Source organism: Methylobacterium sp. SyP6R (assembly GCF_019216885.1).
Lineage (GTDB): Bacteria > Pseudomonadota > Alphaproteobacteria > Rhizobiales > Beijerinckiaceae > Methylobacterium.
The window spans coordinates 2805464-2822033 of record NZ_JAAQRC020000001.1 but is presented as its reverse complement, the minus strand read 5'-3'; the positions used below and the strand labels follow the sequence as shown (position 1 = coordinate 2822033).

Here is a 16570-nt window from a genome sequence, read left to right as displayed (position 1 = left end):
CGCTAGCCCTCCAGCCGCGCGCGGCGCGCGAGCGGTCGGGTGAACAGCCCGGCGAGGTCGCCGGCCTGCTCGTAACCCTGGATCGGGGTGAACAGCAGCTCGATCGACCACTTGGTGGCGAGATCCTCGGCCTCCAGCGGATTGGCGAGGCCAAGGCCGCAGACCGTCAGGTCGGGCCGGGCCGCCCGGCAGCGGTCGAGCTGGTCGTCCAGGCTCTGCCCTTCCGTCACCGCCGTCCCGTCGGGGAGCAGCGCCAGGTCCTCGGCGAGGTGGCCGCGGTGCAGGTAGGGCGTGCCGACCTCGATCAGCGCGGCGCCCATCTCCCGCGACAGGAAGCGGGCGAGCGGCACTTCGAGCTGCGAATCGGGAAAGAAGAACACCCGCCGGCCGGACAAGGCGGCGCGATGGGCCTGGAGCGCCCGCGCGGCCCGGGCTCTTCCGGCCTCCGTCACCGCGACGACACGGGCGGGCGAGATCCCGAAGGCGCGGGCGGCGGCGGCCAGCCACAGGGTCGTGCCCTCGGCGCCGAGCGGGAACGGGGCCGGGATGCGGGTCGCGCCGCGATCCTCCAGCGCCCGGGCGGTGTCGGTGAGAAAGGGTTGCGCGAGGAGGTAGCGGGTGTTCGACCCGATGGGCGCCCGGTCCGCCGCCCGGCGCCCGGGCAGGAAGCGGACGTTGCCGATGCCGAGATCGGCAAACAGCCGCGCGAACTGGTCCTCGACCACGTCGGCGAGCGCGCCGACGACGACGAGGGATTCCTCGTTGCTCCGGGGCAGGTCAGGCACCAGGGCGGCAAGGCAGGCATCCTCGCCCTGCGTGAACGTCGTCTCGATGCCGCTGCCGGAATAGCTCAAGACCCGCACATCGGGCGCGAAGGTGCCTGAGAGGCGCGACGCGGCGCGGCCGAGATCGAGCTTGATCACCTCCGACGGGCAGGAGCCGACGAGGAACAGGAGCTTGATGTCGGGCCGGCGCTCCAGCAGGCGGCGCACCACCCGGTCGAGTTCCTCGTGCGCGTCGGCGAGGCCGGCGAGGTCGCGCTCCTCGATGATCGCGGTGGCAAAACGCGGCTCGGCGAAGATCATCACGCCGGCGGCCGACTGGATCAGGTGGGCGCAGGTGCGCGAGCCGACCACCAGGAAGAACGCGTCCTGGATCTTGCGGTGCAGCCAGACGATGCCGGTGAGCCCGCAGAACACCGCCCGCTGGCCGCGCTCGTGGCGGATCTCGGGGCCGCAAGGAACCGCCGACGGGAGGGGCGAGGCCAAAGCCGTCATCGCGCCGCCCCCATCGCGTAAGTGGGCGCCTGCATCCGGGCGGCGCGCAGCTTGAGCAGGAACTGGCCGGCATTGACGAGGTAGGTGGCGTAAGCGCCAAGCGCGAGCCACATCAGCCCGGCGGTGCCGAGCGCGCCGGTGGCGAGCGCCACCAGGTAGGCGGTGTGGAGCGCCAGCACCAGCATGCTGACCGCGTCCTCCCAGAAGAAGGCCGGGGCGAACAGGTAGCGCCCGAACACCGCCTTCTCCCACAGGGAGCCGGTGACCATGATCGCGTAGAGGGCCAGGGTCTTGGCGACCACCGAGGCGTTGGCGAGGGCCGCGCCCTCCCCGGTCGCCAGGGTGCGCGAGACCAGGGCGAGGCTCACCAGGAAGACCGCGAACTGGAGCGGGGCCAGCACCCCCTGGACCAGGGTCCAGGGCGACGCATCGCGGCGGCGACGCTCGGCCTCGCTGTAGAGAAACGGCCGGTCCATGGACGTCGCCATCGCGCCTGCCCTCACCTGATCCGACCCGCGTTGGCCGCGGATGCCGATGGACGAAGCCTAGGGCCGGCGGCGGCGAAGTGTCAACCTAAGTTGACACTCGATCGTGATGACTTTCCGGCGAGGCTCTCGCGAAAGCGCCTTGCGGGGAAACGCCGAGGCTGTATCCTGGAATGAATCCGGATGACGCCGCTCCACAACGGCGCTCCCAAGGTAGAAAACCCGAAACAAGGTCGAGACAACTCGATTTTCCGGAGCATCGGGGAGGTGCCGGTGGGAGATCAAGCACAGGCCGGTACCTTGCCCGGCGACAGATCAAGCGCCCGTGACCGGGCTTTTCACGACCGGTCTTCCCTCGATACAAACTCAGGGGGAGTACAAAGGCGCCTGCGCTGGCGGGACGACCTCGCACAGGTCGTCGAATCCGAGATCATCCCGCGGCTGATGCTCGCCCATCGCAGCGACCGGCAGCCGCGCGCTCTTCCCCCTCGCGCCACCCGCACGAGCGGGACCGGCGATATCGAGCGCCTCGGCGCCCTGCTGCTGCTGCCCGAGGACCGCGACGTGCTCGCCGAGATCCGCGGCCTGATCGGCGACGGCATGAGCCTCGAGGAGGTGCTGACCGGCCTGCTGGCGCCCACGGCCCGGCATATCGGCCGGCTGTGGGAGGAGGACGTCTGCGACTTCGTCCAGGTGACGACCGCGATGGCGCGGCTGCGCCGCCTCGTCCACGACCTCGAAACCCTCTGCCTCGACCCGCAGCCGGTCGATCCGGCGAGCCGGCGCGTCCTGCTGATGCCCGCTCCGGCCGAGACCCACACCTTCGGGCTGACGCTGACGGCGCATTTCCTCGCCCAGGCCGGCTGGGAGGTGACGACGAGCTTCGACCCCCACCCCGCCGAGGCGCTGGAGCGCCTGCGGGCCGAGTGGTTCGACGTGGTCGGCCTGTCGCTCTCCTGCGACGTCTGCGTCGACCGGCTGGTCGCGGTGGTCCCGGTGCTGCGACGCGCCTCGCGCAACCGCGACTTGCGGGTGATGGTCGGCGGTCCCGCTTTCCAGGGCCGGCCCGACCGGATCCGGCTCGTCGGCGCCGATGCGGCTGTCGACGATGCGCGCGATGCGCCGGAAATCGTGCAAAGCTTGCTTGATCTGCGGATTAGAGCCTGCTGAAAGACCTGTTCGATGCGGTCGGCGTGTGTTGGTGGCCCTTGAACAGACCCGTGAGCCCTGCTGCGAAGGAATCGTTCGCGGTGCTGCGAGACGCCGTCTCCCGCCTCGATCCCCGGATGACGGGCAGCCTCGTTGCTGCCGCCAGCGACGTGTCGCTCGTCGTCGACGGTGAGGGGATCATCCGCGACGCCGCCTTCGCGGCCGACGGGCTGTCGGAGGAGGCCGGCGACCGGTGGCTGGGGCGGCGCTGGGTCGACACCGTCACGGTCGAGAGCCGGCCGAAGATCCTGAGCCTGATCGAGGATGCGGCGCCCGGCACCGTCACCCGCTGGCGCCAGGTCAACCACCCCTCCGCGCAAGGCGGCGTCGACGTGCCGATCCGCTACGCGGCGCTTCGCGTCCCCGACGACGACCGCATCATCGTGATTGGCCGGGACCTCCGGGCGCTCTCGGCCCTGCAGCAGCGCCTGGCCGAGTCGCAGCAGGCGCTGGAGCGTGATTACGCCCGCCTGCGCAGCGCCGAGACGCGCTACCGGGTGCTGTTCCAGCTCGCCGGCGAGCCGATCCTGATCGTCGACGCCGCCACGCGCCGCGTCACCGAGATCAACCCGGCCGCCGCGAGGCTGCTCGGCCGGGCGGTCAAGCGCATCGTCGGGCGCGACCTCGTCGACCTGTTCGAGCCCGAGGGCGCCCGCGCCGTCCAGGCGCTCCTCGTGGGCCTGCGCCTCACCGGCCAGGCGGAGGACCTCACCGCCCGCCTCGCGCAACGGCGCGGCGAGGCGCGGGTCTCCGCCACCCTGTTTCGCGAGGAGGCCGGGATGAACATCCTGGTGCGCCTCTCCGCCCTCAACCCCGCTCCCACCCCGACGGCGTCGCGCTCGGGCGCGATCGAGGTGATCGAGGCGATGCCCGAGGGCTTCGTCGTCACCGACCGCGACCGGCGCATCATCGGCGCCAATGCCGCCTTCCTCGACCTCGCGCAGCTCGCCACCGAGCACCAGGCCAAGGGCGAATCGCTCGAGCGCTGGCTCGGCCGCGAGGGGACCGAGGTCGCGGCCCTGTTCACCACGCTGTCCGATCACGGCTCGGTGCGCCACTTCGCCACCGTGGTGCGGGGCGAGTTCGGGGCGGTCGACGAGGTCGAGGTCGCGGCGGTCTCGGTGCCGGGGGGCGACCGGCCCTGCTTCGGCTTCACCCTGCGCACCCTGCCCCGCCGCGTCGCCGCGGTGGCGCCGGGCGGGCGCGAGCTGCCGCGCTCGGTCGAGCACATGACCGAGCTCGTCGGCCGCGTCTCGATGAAGGCGCTGGTGCGCGAGACCACCGACCTGATCGAGCGCCTGTGCATCGAGGCGGCCCTGCGCATCACGAACGACAACCGCGCCTCGGCAGCCGAGATGCTGGGCCTCAGCCGGCAGGGCTTCTACGCCAAGATGCGCCGCTACGGCCTCGGCGACCTCGACGGGGCCGAGGAGGCGGACGAGAGCACGGACTGAAGGCGCAAGTCTTCGATCCCGCTCTCCGGATCCACTCCGACTTGAGGAATCAATTCTCTAAAGTCGACCCCTTCCGCTCGCGACCCTGTCCCCAGACACGGCCCCTGCTCGCCCGGCAGAGAACTCCGGAGATCTCCGATTCAGCCGGAACTCTCCTGCGAGACTGCGCGATCTTCGATGACGCGGCACCTCGGCGCGAGGCCGTTGGTGAGATAGACTATACGACATCGATCCACCCGCTCCCGCGCGCGTGGCGACGCACACTCCCCCTGCGCTCACGATGCCGCCGCCCGAATGTAAAGTTTACTTGACACTTCTCGGGGGCCGTCCCACCCTCGCGGCATGACGACCGAGCCTCTGATCAAGCCCCTGATCACGCCGCCTGCGGTTCCGGCGCCCCGGGCGCTCCTGGAACTGCTGAAGCCGATCACGTGGTTCGCGCCGATGTGGGCCTTCGCCTGCGGGGTGATCTCCTCCGGCGTCGCGCTCCAAGGGCGCTGGCCCGTGGCGATCGCCGGCATCCTGCTCGCCGGGCCCCTCGTCTGTGCCACGAGCCAGGCGGCGAACGACTGGTTCGACCGGCACGTCGACGCCATCAACGAGCCGCGGCGGCCGATCCCGTCCGGCCGCATCCCGGGCCGCTGGGGCCTCTACGTGGCGATCGCCTGGACGCTCCTGTCGCTCGCGGTCGCCTCCCTGCTCGGGCCGTGGGTTCTGGGAGCGGCCTTCTTCGGGCTGGCGCTGGCCTGGCTCTACAGCGCGCCGCCGGTCCGGCTGAAGCGCGACGGCTGGTGGGGCAACGCTGCCTGCGGCCTCGCTTACGAGGGCCTGCCCTGGTTCACGGGCGCCGCCGTGATGGGAAGCGCCCTGCCGGACGGGCGGATCCTCCTGGTCGCCGCCCTCTACAGCCTGGGCGCCCACGGCATCATGACCCTCAACGACTTCAAGTCGATGGAGGGCGACCGGCGCACCGGCATCCGCTCGCTGCCGGTCCGGCTCGGCGCAGCCCCCGCCGCCCGTCTCGCCTGCTGGGTCATGGCGGTGCCGCAAGCGGTGGTGGTTGCCCTGCTCATCGCCTGGAATACGCCCTGGCACGCCGCCCTCGTCGCCGCGCTTCTCGCCGGCCAGGGCGTGCTGATGCGCCGCTTCCTCGCCGATCCGCACGGTCGAGCGGCCTGGTACAACGGCACCGGCACGCTTCTCTACGTGCTCGGCATGCTGACCGCGGCGCTCGCCCTGCACGGGGGCCTCGCATGACCGGGCCGGCCTCCTTCGGCTGGGGCACGATCCTGCGCCTCGGCCTCGTTCAGACCGCGCTCGGCGCCATCGTGGTGCTGATCACCTCGACGCTCAACCGCGTGATGGTGGTGGAACTGGCGCTGCCGGCCGCACTCCCCGGCGCGCTGGTGGGACTGCACTACGCCGTGCAGGTGCTGCGGCCGCGCTGGGGCTACGGCTCCGACGTGGGCAAACGCCGCACGCCCTGGATCGTCGGCGGCATGGCGCTGCTGGCGCTCGGCGGGGCCGGCGCCGCGCTTGGCACGGCGATCGTCGCGAACCATCCGGCGGCGGGGTACGGGCTCCTCGTCCTGTCCTTCCTCGGAGTCGGCATCGGGGTCGGGGCGGCCGGCACCTCGCTCCTCGTGCTGCTCTCGACCGGCGTGGCACCCCACCGCCGGGGCGCGGCCGCGACGATCGTCTGGATCATGATGATCGCCGGCTTCGTCGTCACCGCGCCGACCGCCGGGCACCTTATCGATCCGTTCTCGCCTTCCCGCCTCGTCGCGGTGTCGAGCGGGGTGTCGGTGATCGCCTTCCTGGTCGCGGTGCTCGCGCTCTGGGGCGTCGAGCCGGCGCGGGCCCCCGCGCCCGTTCAGGCCCGGCAGGCGCGGCCCTTCGCGAAGGTTCTCGTCGAGGTCTGGGCCGAGCCGGAGGCGCGGCGCTTCACGGTCTTCGTGTTCCTGGCGATGCTGGCCTACAGCGCGCAGGAACTGATCCTCGAGCCCTTCGCCGGCCTCGTCTTCGCCCTGTCGCCGGGCGCCACCACCAAGCTCTCCGGCCTCCAGAACGGCGGGGTGCTCGCCGGCATGGTATTCGTTGCCCTCATCACCGCCAACGGGCGCGGGGCCTTCGCCTCCTTACGCCTCTGGACCGTCACCGGCTGCCTCGGCTCGGCCGCCGCGCTCGCGGCGATCGCGGCCTGCGGGTTCGCCGGGCCCGGAGCGCCGTTGCGGGCGTGCGTCGTCGGGCTCGGCCTGTTCAACGGCATCTTCGCCGTCGCGGCGATCGGCCAGATGATGGCGCTCGCCGGCACCGGCAACGCCCCCGACGGCGAGAGCCGGCACGGTACCCGGATGGGTGTGTGGGGGGCGGCGCAAGGGATCGCCTTCGGGCTCGGGGGATTCCTCGGCGCGGCGGGGGTCGATCTCGCCCGGCTCGCCTTCGGCACCGTGGTGCCGGCCTATGCGGCGGTGTTCGTCACGGAAGCCGCGCTGTTTCTCGTCGCGGCCGGGCTGGCCGTGCGGATCGGGCGGCCGAGCGTCAGCCGGCGGGCGATCGAGAGCCTGTCGGTGCGGCACGCGATGTGAGGGTCGGCATGACTTGGAAGCACGATGTCATGATGGGCTCGAATCTCCCACCCACGACCTCATCCTGAGGTGCGACTGAAAGGAGCTTCGAAGGAGGGCTCCAGTTGGCTCGGAGACTTCTGGAGCCCTCCTTCGAGGCTCGCTTCGCTCACACCTCAGGATGAGGTCGTGGGTGGGATGAACTCACGACGGACGCGAACGCATCCTAAGCAGACTTGCGTTGGCCGACCAACGCTTCGCCCGCTCAGGTTCTTGTTTCGTCGCAGATTTTTCGCGCCGAACCGGTCACCGCTTCGGCGAAGTCTGCTTAGAGGAATCCGGTCGCCGAACCCGGCCCGGACGACCCGGAGGCACGGCCATGGACGAGCCAATCGTCGACGCGGTGGTGGTGGGAGGGGGACCGGCCGGGGCGACGGCGGCGACCGATCTGGCGCGACTCGGGCGCCGGGTCGTGCTGCTCGACCGGGCCGGGCGCATCAAGCCCTGCGGCGGCGCGATCCCGCCCCGCCTGATCCGCGACTTCGCCATCCCCGACGAGCTGCTAGTGGCCAAGATCCGTTCCGCCCGGATGGTCTCGCCGCGGGACCGGGCGGTGGACATGCCGGTCGGCGAGGGCTTCGTCGGCATGGTCGATCGCGGGCCCTTCGACGAGTGGCTGCGCGTGCGCGCCGCGCTCGCCGGTGCCGAGCGGATGACAGGCACGTACCTGCGCCTCAGCCGCGCCGGGGACGGCCCGGTGACGCTGCATTACCGGGATGCGAAAGGCGACGAGGCGACGATCCGCACCCGCCTCGTCATCGGGGCCGACGGCGCCAATTCGGCGGTCGGGCGCCAGGAGATCCCGGCGCATGCCCGGATGCGGCAGGTCTTCGCCTACCACGAGATCGTGCGCACGCCGCCCTCCGATGCAGTCGAGGCGACGCGCTGCGACGTCTATTACCAGGGCGTGCTCTCGCCGGACTTCTACGCCTGGATCTTCCCGCACGGCGACACGCTGAGCATCGGCACCGGCAGCGCCCGAAAAGGGTTCTCGCTGCGCGGCGCGGTGGGGCGGCTTCGCGCCGCGACCGGGCTCGACCGCGGCGAGACGATCCGGCGCGAGGGCGCGCCGCTGCCGCTGAAACCCCTCTCGCGCTTCGACAACGGCCGCGACGTGCTGCTCACCGGCGACGCCGCCGGCCTCGTCGCCCCGGCCTCGGGCGAGGGCATCTACTACGCCATGTTCGGCGGGCGGCTCGCGGCCGAGGCGGCCCACGACTTCCTGGCGACCGGCAACCCCCGCGCCTTGGGCGCGGCGCGCCGCCGCTTCCTCAAGGCGCATGGACGGGTGTTCTGGATCCTGCGGCTGATGCAGGGCGTCTGGTACCGCAACGATTCACTGCGCGAGCGCTTCGTCAGCATCTGCCGCGACCCCGACGTGCAGTCGCTCACCTGGGACGCCTACATGAACAAGGAACTGGTGCGGGCCAAACCCGCGGCGCACGCACGGATCTTCTTCAAGGATCTCGCCCACCTCTTCCGCTGGGTCTCGCCGTGATCGACGCGCTCGGGGGACGCTGGGGCCCGATCCTGGTGGCGGCCGTCTCGGCCATCGTGGTGGCGGGAGCGGGCGCGTGGCTGACCACGCTCGGGCCCTGGTACCGGAGCCTGCAGGTCCCGTCCTGGAAGCCGCCCGACTGGGCGTTCGGCCCGGTCTGGACCACGATCTTCACGCTGACCGCCATTGCCGGCGTGCTGGCCTGGAACGCGGCGCCGGAGGGGCCCGAGCGGACCTGGCTCCTTGCCGCCTTCGCGGTGAACGGGATCCTCAACATCGCCTGGAGCGGCGTGTTCTTCCGCCTGCAGCGACCGGACTGGGCGCTGATCGAGGTGGCGGCGCTCTGGCTCTCGGTGGCGTTGCTGATCGTGGTGGTCGGGCGGCATTCCGGCCTCGGGGCCTTGCTTCTGGCGCCGTATCTGGTCTGGGTCGGCACCGCCGCGACGCTCAACTGGTCGATCGTGCGGCTCAACGGGCCGTTCTGAACGATCCGGCAAAGCATCGGCCGCACGGGTGAAGGTCCGTCCGCGCCAGTCATCGCACCGAGTTCTCGCATCGCGAAAAATCGGATTGCCCGAGACCGGTTCGACGCGGATGCGACATCGTGAACCGCGGGGCGATTTCGGCGAACCCCGCCCTATGTCCCAGATTTGAAGTCTTCGACCGCGACGTTTCCCAAGGTGATTCCCCCGATCGACTGTACCTCCCGGAGGCAGTCAGGAGGATTGATGCGTGCTTGACCTCCTCGCCGGCAGCCACATCGTCGATGCCGCGCTGCTGATCGTCGCGGCAGAGGCTCTCTTGCTCGTCCTGTGGCGCCGCCGGGGCGGGCCCGGGCGGGGAGCGCTTCTCATCAACCTCGCCTCGGGCGCCTGCCTGATGCTGGCCCTGCGCGCCGTGCTCGCCGGGGCGCCCGGATACTGGCTCGCCGCGTCCCTCGCCGGGGCGGGCGCGGCCCATGTCGCCGATCTCTGGCTGCGGCTGCGCTCCGCCGCCCCATAACCCTCCGGAGGAAGCCTCTTATGCGACGCCCGTCCGTCACCCGCCGCACGCTTTCGACCTTGGTTCTCGGCGCCAGCGCGCTCGCCCTCGGGGCGAGCGCAGCGCAAGCGCAAGCAGCCTCCTCCGACCTCGTCGAGAAGGGCCGCTACCTCGCGACAGCCGGCGATTGCGTCGCCTGCCACACCGCGCCGGGCGGCAAGCCCTATGCGGGCGGGCTCTACATCACCTTCCCGGGCGGCATCGGCAAGCTCGCGACGCCGAACATCACCCCCGACAAGGAAACCGGCATCGGCAGCTGGAGCGACGACGACTTCAAGCGCGCCATGCACCAGGGCATCACCAAGAACGGCAGCTACCTTTACCCCGCCTTCCCCTTCCCCTGGTACACCCGCATCACCGACGAGGACGTGGCGGCGATCAAGGCCTACCTGTTCTCCCTCGAGCCGGTGCACGCCCCGCGCAAACCCGCCGACATCGCCTTCCCGTTCAGCATCCGCGACGGGCTCCTCGCCTGGCGCCTGGCCTTCTTCACCGAGGGGCGCTTCAAGCCCGACCCGAAGGCGAGCGACGAGGTCAATCGCGGCGCCTACCTGGTCGAGGGACCGGGCCATTGCGGCGCCTGCCACAACGGCAGCAAGCTCGTCGGCGCCTCGCAATGGAGCGGCTACCTCGAGGGCGGCACGATCGACGGCTGGTACGCCCCGAACCTGTCGGGCGACGACAAGGAGGGCTTAGGGCTCTGGAGCCAGGACCAGCTCTTCACCTACCTCAAGACCGGCGCCGCGCCGGGCCGCGCCGGCGTGGTCGCCGGGCCGATGCGGCAGGTGATCGAGGAGAGCCTGAGCAAGATGAGCGACGGCGACGTGCGCGCCATCGCCGCCTATCTCAAGACGCTGGCGCCGAAGCCCACCTACACGCCCGACGTGAAGTCCGACTTCAAGCAGGCCTCCGCGGCCCCGGGCGCCGACACCTACCTCAACCGCTGCGTCGCCTGCCACCGGCCGGACGGCCAGGGCATGCCGGGGGCGATTCCGGCGCTGGCCGGCAACGGCGCCGTGCTGGCCAAGGGGCCCGAGACGATGATCCGGGTGATCCTCGGCGGCCTCGACGCCAAGGGCGAATACGCGGCAATGCCGGCGGTGGGCGTCGGGATGACCGATGCGGAGATCGCCAACGTCACGAACTACGTCCGCCAGACCTTCGGCAACCAGGCCCCTCCGACCGCCGAGCCCGGCCAGGTGGCGACGTTGCGCGCCGACACCAAGACGATGCTCGCCGGCAACGCCCCCTGCGAGACCGTCTCGAACCCGACCCTGGCCGAGGCGCTGAAGACCGCGGATGCGGCGGGCCAGCTCAAGGACGTGAAGGCCGAGCAGATGCTGCCCCGGATCGCCACCCTGCTGCCGGCCGTTCGCCAGGCCGCCCCGCAGATGAGCACGGCCGATCTCGTCAACGGGCTGACCGCCACCTATTGCCAGGTGGCCGACCGCAACGCCACCGGGCTCGACTGGCCGACGACGCTGGGCGCCTTCGCGGGCGTGGTCTACGGGCAGTTGAAGACACCGAACCGGGCGGAGAAGTAGATCGGAGACTCCGGTCGATCGGTCCAGATACGCAATCCCACCCGCAATCTCATCCTGAGGTGTTGGTCGATCTTCGATCGACCGACCTCGAAGGAGGGCTCCAGGAAGCTCAGTGATTTCTGGAGCCCTCCTTCGAGGCTCCCTTTGGTCGCACCTCAGGATGAGGTCGCGCGTGGGACGAAAGAGTTCACTGCGGTACATATCTCATACCGACGGTCGTTGAAAACGACCTCTGGTTCCGTTCTCGAGTTTTCGCCAAACCTCTGGCTTGGTGTCGAAAATTCGAGATGGGTCAACGGCCCCGTCGATCTCGGGCCTGCCCGAGATCGAATCGATGCGTCAGCATCTCGGGCCGTTGGTATCACACGTAGAACGGACCCCCGCTCCGTCGGCGTGACAGGAAAGCGCCCCGCCTGCGTCAATCGGGCGGACCCCGTCCGCCCTACAGGAGCAGGGCTTTGCCGCCTCCCGCCGCGACGGCTACAAGCGGGCCCGTCCGGGTCCGTTGTCCGGCCGCGCGGGGAATGACGCATGACGGTGTCGAGCGACGACGAACTGGAGAGCTTGCGGCGAATCGGCCGCATCGTCGCCGACGCGCTGGAGATCATGGGCCGGGCGATCGAGCCCGGCATCACCACCCGCGAACTCGATGGAATCGGGCGGGATTTCCTGGAGCGGGAAGGCGCCCGCTCGGCGCCGGAGACCGTCTACGGCTTTCCCGGCGCGACCTGCATCAGCGTCAACGAGGAGATCGCCCACGGCATCCCGGGCGAGCGCCGCATCGCGGCGGGCGACCTCGTCAATATCGACGTCTCGGCCGAGAAGGACGGCTGGTTCTCCGATACCGGCGCCTCCTTCGCGGTGCCGCCGGTGACCCGGGCGGTCGAGCGCCTGTGCCGGGACGGGCGCCGGGCGATGTGGACCGGCCTGCGCCAGGTCGGGGCCGGCAAGCCGCTCGCCGGCATCGGCCGGGCGGTCGGCGCCTTCGCCAAGAAGAACGGCTACACCCTGGTGCGCAACCTCGCGAGCCACGGCGTCGGCGCCTCGCTGCACGAGGAGCCGACCGAGATCGCGACCTGGCCCGACGCCTCCGAGCGGCGGATCATGACGGACGGGCTGGTCTTCACCGTCGAGCCGTTCCTGTCGCTCGGCGCCGATTTCGCCGAGAACCGGGACGACGATCCCTGGACCCTCTATAGCCGCCCGAAGGCGCTCACGGTCCAGTACGAGCACACCGTGGTGGCGACCCGCAACGGGCCGCTCGTCCTCACCATGCCGAGCCAGTAAGCAGATTTCGCGAAAGTGGTCGCCGGTTTTGCGAAAAAATCTGCGAAAAAAAGCGCCAGCACTCAGCGGAGCCAGTAGCGATCGGGCTTCAGCGGCGGCGGCACCGGCTCGCCCAGCGCATCCTGCACCACCCCGTCGACGACCCGCAGCAGCGCGTCGAGGGGCAGGTCGTTGGCCGCCGTGCCGAACGGCTCCTCCAGCTCGTCGCCGAGCGTGTCGAGGCCGAAGAACGTGTAGGCGACGAGCGCCGTGGCCACCGGCGTGCCCCAGCCGAGGGACTCGGCCAGCCCGAAGGGCAGGAGCAGGCAATAGAGCCAGGCGGTGCGGTAGAGGAGCAGCGTGTAGGCGAACGGCAGGGGCGTGCCCTGGATGCGCTCGCAGGCCGCCTGCACCCCTGACAGGCCGGCGAGCTTCTGCTCGATCAGCCCGAATGACACGTCGCTCAAACGACCCTGACGGAGGGCCGCGCCGAGATCGGCGGCGAGGTTGGCCAAGGCCGCGTCGGCCGGGCTGGCGCAGGCCGGGAGGCGTGCGCGCTCGGCCTCCGGCAGGTGGGGAGCGGCCGCCGCCGCGGCGTCCTGCCCGCGCAGGCGGGCGTGGAGCGCGTGGGTGAAGCCGGCCAGCCGCATGAGACAGCGCCGGCGCATGGCCGCGTTCTCGGCCTCGTCGTCCGGCAGCAGGGCCCCGAGGAGGCGGGCGAGGCCGCGCGCCTCGACGATCAGGCTGCCCCAGACCTTCCGGGCCTCCCACCAGCGGTCGTAGCAGGCGTTGTTGCGGAAGCTGAGGAAGATCGACAGGGCAAGCCCGATCAGGGTGAACGGCCCGATCCCGGCATGGAGCGGGAGCGTCCGCGCCCAGCCCTGCTCGGTCGCCACCACCAGGCAGGCGACCGCCGTGATGGCGACCACCCGCGGGGCGATCTGCGGCAGGATCGACCCGCGCAGCGCGAACAGGATCGCGAGGGCGCCGGGGCGGGGACGGACGATCATCGGGGGCGCAATCCGGGCGGGAACGGGTGCGCGGTCATCCGCTCGCGGGCGGCCAGGGTCAAGCGGATCGACGAGTGATCAATCCGATCCCTGCGGCCACTGAAGACTTTGGACGCTATCCCAATCCGTGACCTCATCCTGAGGTGCCCACGAAGCGAGCCTCGAAGGAGGGCTCCAGATAGACCTGAGATGTCTGGAGCCCTCCTTCGAGGCTCGCTTCGCTCACACCTCAGGATGAGGTCGCGAATGGGATAGACGTTCGGAGGCTCGAACCGTCGCTCACCCGCCCGACTTCGCGCTCGCCGTCACGTCGATGTCCACCCCCACCTGCAGGGCGACCATCGAGTCGTTGGCCCAGGGGCCCTGGCCGACGCCGTAATCGGTGCGCACGAGGTCGAGATGGCCGACCGCGTGGGCGCTGCCGCCCGAGACCGTGAGGGTGAACGGGAGGGTCACGTCCTTGCGCAGGCCGCGGATCGTCAGCGTGCCGATCGCGTCGTAGGCGTCGCCCCCCTTGGCGACGAAGCGGGTCGCCTCGAAGCGGGCCTGCTTGTCCTTGCTGGCGTTGAACCAGTCGGCCTGCGGCAGGGCCTCGTCGCGCTGCTTGTCGCCGGTCTCGGCGCTGGTGAGATCGATGAGCACCACCGCCTTGCCGGCCTCGGGCTTCTGCGGATCGAAGCTGATCTGGGCGTCGTAGCGGGTGAAGCGGCCCTTGAACGGCGCACCGACCTGGGTGCCCGAGAAGCCGATGCGGCTCTTGGATTGGTCGACGGTCCAGTCGGCGGCTTGCGCGGCGAGAGGCGCGGCGAAGAGAGCGGCGGTCAGGCCGAGGGCGAGGCGGAAGGGTTTCATCGCGAGGAAACCTCGGGTTTCGCGCTCCGACGCGGCACCAGGGGCAGCATCCGCCACAGGGTGTCGTCGCGCAGCGCGAGGTGATGGCGCAGGGCCGCGCCGACATGCAGGAGGAGGAGGGCGATCAGCAGCCAGGCGCCGTAGCTGTGGACGAGCTTCAGCACGCCCTCGACCGCCGCCTTGTTCGGCAATTCGGGCAGGACAGGCAGGTGCGGCCACGGGATCACCCCGTAGAGCACCGTCGGGATGTTGTAGGGCGAGGCCGAGACCATCGCCCAGCCGACGAGCGGCATGGCCAGCAGCAGGCCGTAGAGCGCGAGATGCGCCGCACCCGCCGCCCGCCGCTCGGCCTTCGGCATCGCCGCGGGCAGCGGCGGCGGCGCGTGGAACAGGCGCCAGACGACGCGCAACGCCATCAGCACCAGCACGGTGAGGCCGATGGATTTGTGCCACTGGTAGAACGCGAAGCGGTCCATCGGCGGCAGCGAGCCCCGCGTCATCGCGAGGCCCAGGCCCAGAAGGGCCAGGATGCCGAGGGCGATCAGCCAGTGCAGCACGATCGCCACGAGGGTGTAGCGACGGGGCGTCGCGACCATGTGCATGACCCGATGACCTCCGGCTCTCGATTTACTGGTCCTTGCGCTCGAAGGCGCCGTGGAGGGTGAGCTGGACCTCGTCGCTGACCGCCGGCACGAAGGTCTTCACGCCGAAATCCGAGCGCTTGAGCGTGCCCTTGGCCTCGAAGCCGACGGTCTGCTTCTTGTTCATCGGGTTGGCGCCGGCGCCGACCAGCGTCACCTCGAGGGTCACGGGCTTGGTCACGCCGTGCAGGGTCAGGTCGCCGACGACCTTGGCCTTGTCCTTGCCCTCCGGGGTCACCTTGGTCGAGGTGAAGGTCATCTCCGGGAACTGGGCGGCATCGAGCCACTTGTCGCTCTTCAGCGAATCGACGAGGTGCTGGCTCGGCGCGTAGAGCGACTTCACCGGGATGGAGACCTTCAGCTTGCTCTCGGCGGGCTTGGCCGGCTGCAGGTCGAGGGTGCCCGACACGTCCGAGAAGATGCCGGTATAGGGCGAGAAGCCGAAATGGTTGACCGTGAACAGCGCCTGGGTGTGGTTCGGGTCGACCACGTAGGAGCCCGCCTGGATCTGGGCGGGGTCGCGGGTCGCCTGGGCGCTGGCCGGCACGGCGAGGGCGAGACCGGCGGCGAGGCCGAGGGCGAGGACGGACAGCTTCACGAGAACACTCCGTGTGTCGGGGGCGGCGGGCCTGCGATCAGGTCTCCCGCACTGCACCCGTCTTTGCGGCGCCCGGCTTAAGCCGGTTCCGTCGCGGGCGTAAGACAGCTAAACCGGGACGCATGGTTGCTGGTTCGGAAACCTTCCGGGGCTCCCTCTCCGACGTGAGGGCCTTTTGTGCCGTCGTCGATCACGGAACCGTGACCCAGGCGGCGGAAATTCTCGGCGAGACCAAGGGCAGCATCAGCCGCCGCATCTCGCGGCTGGAGCAGGAACTCGGCGTCACCCTGCTCGCCCGCACGCCGCGGGCGGTCTCGCCGACGGTGGAGGGCCTGGCCTTCCACGCCAAGGCGCAGGAGAGCCTCGCCCTCCTCGACGAGGCGCGGGAGACGGCGCGGGACGCCCGCACCCTGCCCCGCGGCCACCTGCGGGTCACCACCTCGATCGATTTCGGCATCGAGGTGATGCCCGACCTCGTGGCGAGCTTCCGGGTGCTCTACCCGCAGGTCACGATCGACCTGCTCATCACCGATACGCGGCTCGACCTGGCCGCCAACCGCATCGACCTGGCGTTGCGGCTGGGCAGCGGCGAGGGCCAGGACGGCGGCTACCGCGCACCGGTCCTGGCGAGCCTGATGATCGGCCTCTACGCCGCGCCGTCCTACCTCGCCGCCCGCGGCGCCCCGGACAACCTCGACGACCTCGCCCATCACGACCTGATCCTGTCGCGCGAGCGCTTAGGCTCGGCCCCGGTGCGGCTCTCCGACGCCCAGGGCCGCGAGGGCCACATCACCGCCCGGCCGGCGATCCGCGCCACCGACTACGCCACGGTGCTGCGCCTGACCCGGACCGGCGCCGGCATCGGCCACATCCCGAGCCTGGTGGCGGCCCGGGCCCTCCAGGACGGGGCGCTGGTGCCGGTACTGCCGGACTGGGCGAGCCGTGGCGGCGTGCTGCGCGCCGTCAGCCTCGCCGGCCGCGAATTGCCGGCCCGGGTGCGGCTGTTTCGCGACCATGTCCGCCTCGGCCTCGCGGCGAGGCGGGAGGAGACGGCGCCGGGGTGAGGCC

16 protein-coding genes are annotated in these 16570 nt (G+C 70.8%); 10 read left to right on the top strand and 6 right to left on the bottom strand.

The window, feature by feature from the left end; translation table 11 throughout:
* Positions 1-2 precede the first annotated feature (2 nt).
* Both HBB12_RS12995 and bchF read right to left on the bottom strand, forming a co-directional pair.
* Entirely contained in the window at positions 3-1277 is a 1275-nt protein-coding gene (locus tag HBB12_RS12995) for a ferredoxin:protochlorophyllide reductase (ATP-dependent) subunit N (RefSeq protein ID WP_236989723.1), read from the bottom strand.
* On the bottom strand, positions 1274-1765 hold the full coding sequence (gene bchF / locus HBB12_RS12990; RefSeq protein ID WP_236989722.1) for a 2-vinyl bacteriochlorophyllide hydratase: 492 nt from the start codon (positions 1763-1765) through the stop codon (positions 1274-1276). Before bchF ends, HBB12_RS12995 begins: the two co-directional genes overlap by 4 nt.
* A gap of 441 nt (positions 1766-2206) precedes the next feature.
* Between bchF and HBB12_RS12985 the strand changes: the two genes are divergently transcribed.
* From HBB12_RS12985 to map, 9 genes are all read left to right on the top strand, one after another.
* Complete coding sequence (locus tag HBB12_RS12985; protein ID WP_236989721.1) at positions 2207-2932, top strand: cobalamin B12-binding domain-containing protein; 726 nt, start codon at positions 2207-2209, stop codon at positions 2930-2932.
* An 80-nt stretch (positions 2933-3012) separates the two neighbouring features.
* Positions 3013-4425 (top strand): transcriptional regulator PpsR, encoded by a 1413-nt coding sequence (gene ppsR, locus HBB12_RS12980; RefSeq protein ID WP_236989720.1) that lies wholly within the window; start codon positions 3013-3015, stop codon positions 4423-4425.
* A gap of 342 nt (positions 4426-4767) precedes the next feature.
* Positions 4768-5682, top strand: a complete 915-nt coding sequence (gene chlG / locus HBB12_RS12975) for a chlorophyll synthase ChlG (RefSeq protein ID WP_236989719.1) — start codon at positions 4768-4770, stop codon at positions 5680-5682.
* Entirely contained in the window at positions 5679-7013 is a 1335-nt protein-coding gene (locus HBB12_RS12970; protein ID WP_236989718.1) for a BCD family MFS transporter, read from the top strand. The genes chlG and HBB12_RS12970 overlap by 4 nt, the downstream gene beginning before the upstream one ends.
* Before the next feature lie 358 nt (positions 7014-7371).
* Complete coding sequence (locus HBB12_RS12965; protein ID WP_236989717.1) at positions 7372-8550, top strand: geranylgeranyl diphosphate reductase; 1179 nt, start codon at positions 7372-7374, stop codon at positions 8548-8550.
* Positions 8547-9035 carry a TspO/MBR family protein gene (locus HBB12_RS12960; protein ID WP_236989716.1) on the top strand — a complete coding sequence of 163 codons (489 nt, stop codon included), beginning with the start codon at positions 8547-8549 and terminating at the stop codon, positions 9033-9035. The genes HBB12_RS12965 and HBB12_RS12960 overlap by 4 nt, the downstream gene beginning before the upstream one ends.
* 247 nt (positions 9036-9282) lie before the next feature.
* The gene (locus tag HBB12_RS12955) at positions 9283-9552 is read left to right on the top strand and encodes a hypothetical protein (protein WP_236989715.1); all 270 of its coding nucleotides are present in this window, start codon (positions 9283-9285) and stop codon (positions 9550-9552) included.
* 20 nt (positions 9553-9572) lie between these two features.
* The gene (locus tag HBB12_RS12950; RefSeq protein WP_236989714.1) at positions 9573-11135 is read left to right on the top strand and encodes a cytochrome c; all 1563 of its coding nucleotides are present in this window, start codon (positions 9573-9575) and stop codon (positions 11133-11135) included.
* 531 nt (positions 11136-11666) lie between these two features.
* Complete coding sequence (gene map, locus HBB12_RS12945; RefSeq protein ID WP_236989713.1) at positions 11667-12422, top strand: type I methionyl aminopeptidase; 756 nt, start codon at positions 11667-11669, stop codon at positions 12420-12422.
* Between the two features lie 62 nt (positions 12423-12484).
* On the opposite strand, the gene HBB12_RS12940 is transcribed toward map, so the two are convergent.
* The 4 genes from HBB12_RS12940 to HBB12_RS12925 form a co-directional block, all read right to left on the bottom strand.
* The gene (locus tag HBB12_RS12940; RefSeq protein ID WP_236989712.1) at positions 12485-13411 is read right to left on the bottom strand and encodes a bestrophin family protein; all 927 of its coding nucleotides are present in this window, start codon (positions 13409-13411) and stop codon (positions 12485-12487) included.
* Between the two features lie 279 nt (positions 13412-13690).
* The gene (locus HBB12_RS12935) at positions 13691-14263 is read right to left on the bottom strand and encodes a YceI family protein (protein ID WP_236989711.1); all 573 of its coding nucleotides are present in this window, start codon (positions 14261-14263) and stop codon (positions 13691-13693) included.
* Positions 14260-14865 (bottom strand): cytochrome b, encoded by a 606-nt coding sequence (locus HBB12_RS12930; RefSeq protein WP_236989710.1) that lies wholly within the window; start codon positions 14863-14865, stop codon positions 14260-14262. The genes HBB12_RS12935 and HBB12_RS12930 overlap by 4 nt, the downstream gene beginning before the upstream one ends.
* 25 nt (positions 14866-14890) lie before the next feature.
* Complete coding sequence (locus HBB12_RS12925; RefSeq protein ID WP_236989709.1) at positions 14891-15502, bottom strand: YceI family protein; 612 nt, start codon at positions 15500-15502, stop codon at positions 14891-14893.
* 122 nt (positions 15503-15624) lie between these two features.
* Here HBB12_RS12925 and HBB12_RS12920 point away from each other — a divergent pair, with 122 nt between their 5' ends.
* A complete protein-coding gene (locus HBB12_RS12920; RefSeq protein WP_272913267.1) occupies positions 15625-16566 on the top strand; it encodes a LysR family transcriptional regulator in 942 nt (313 codons plus the stop codon).
* Positions 16567-16570: the final 4 nt, after the last annotated feature.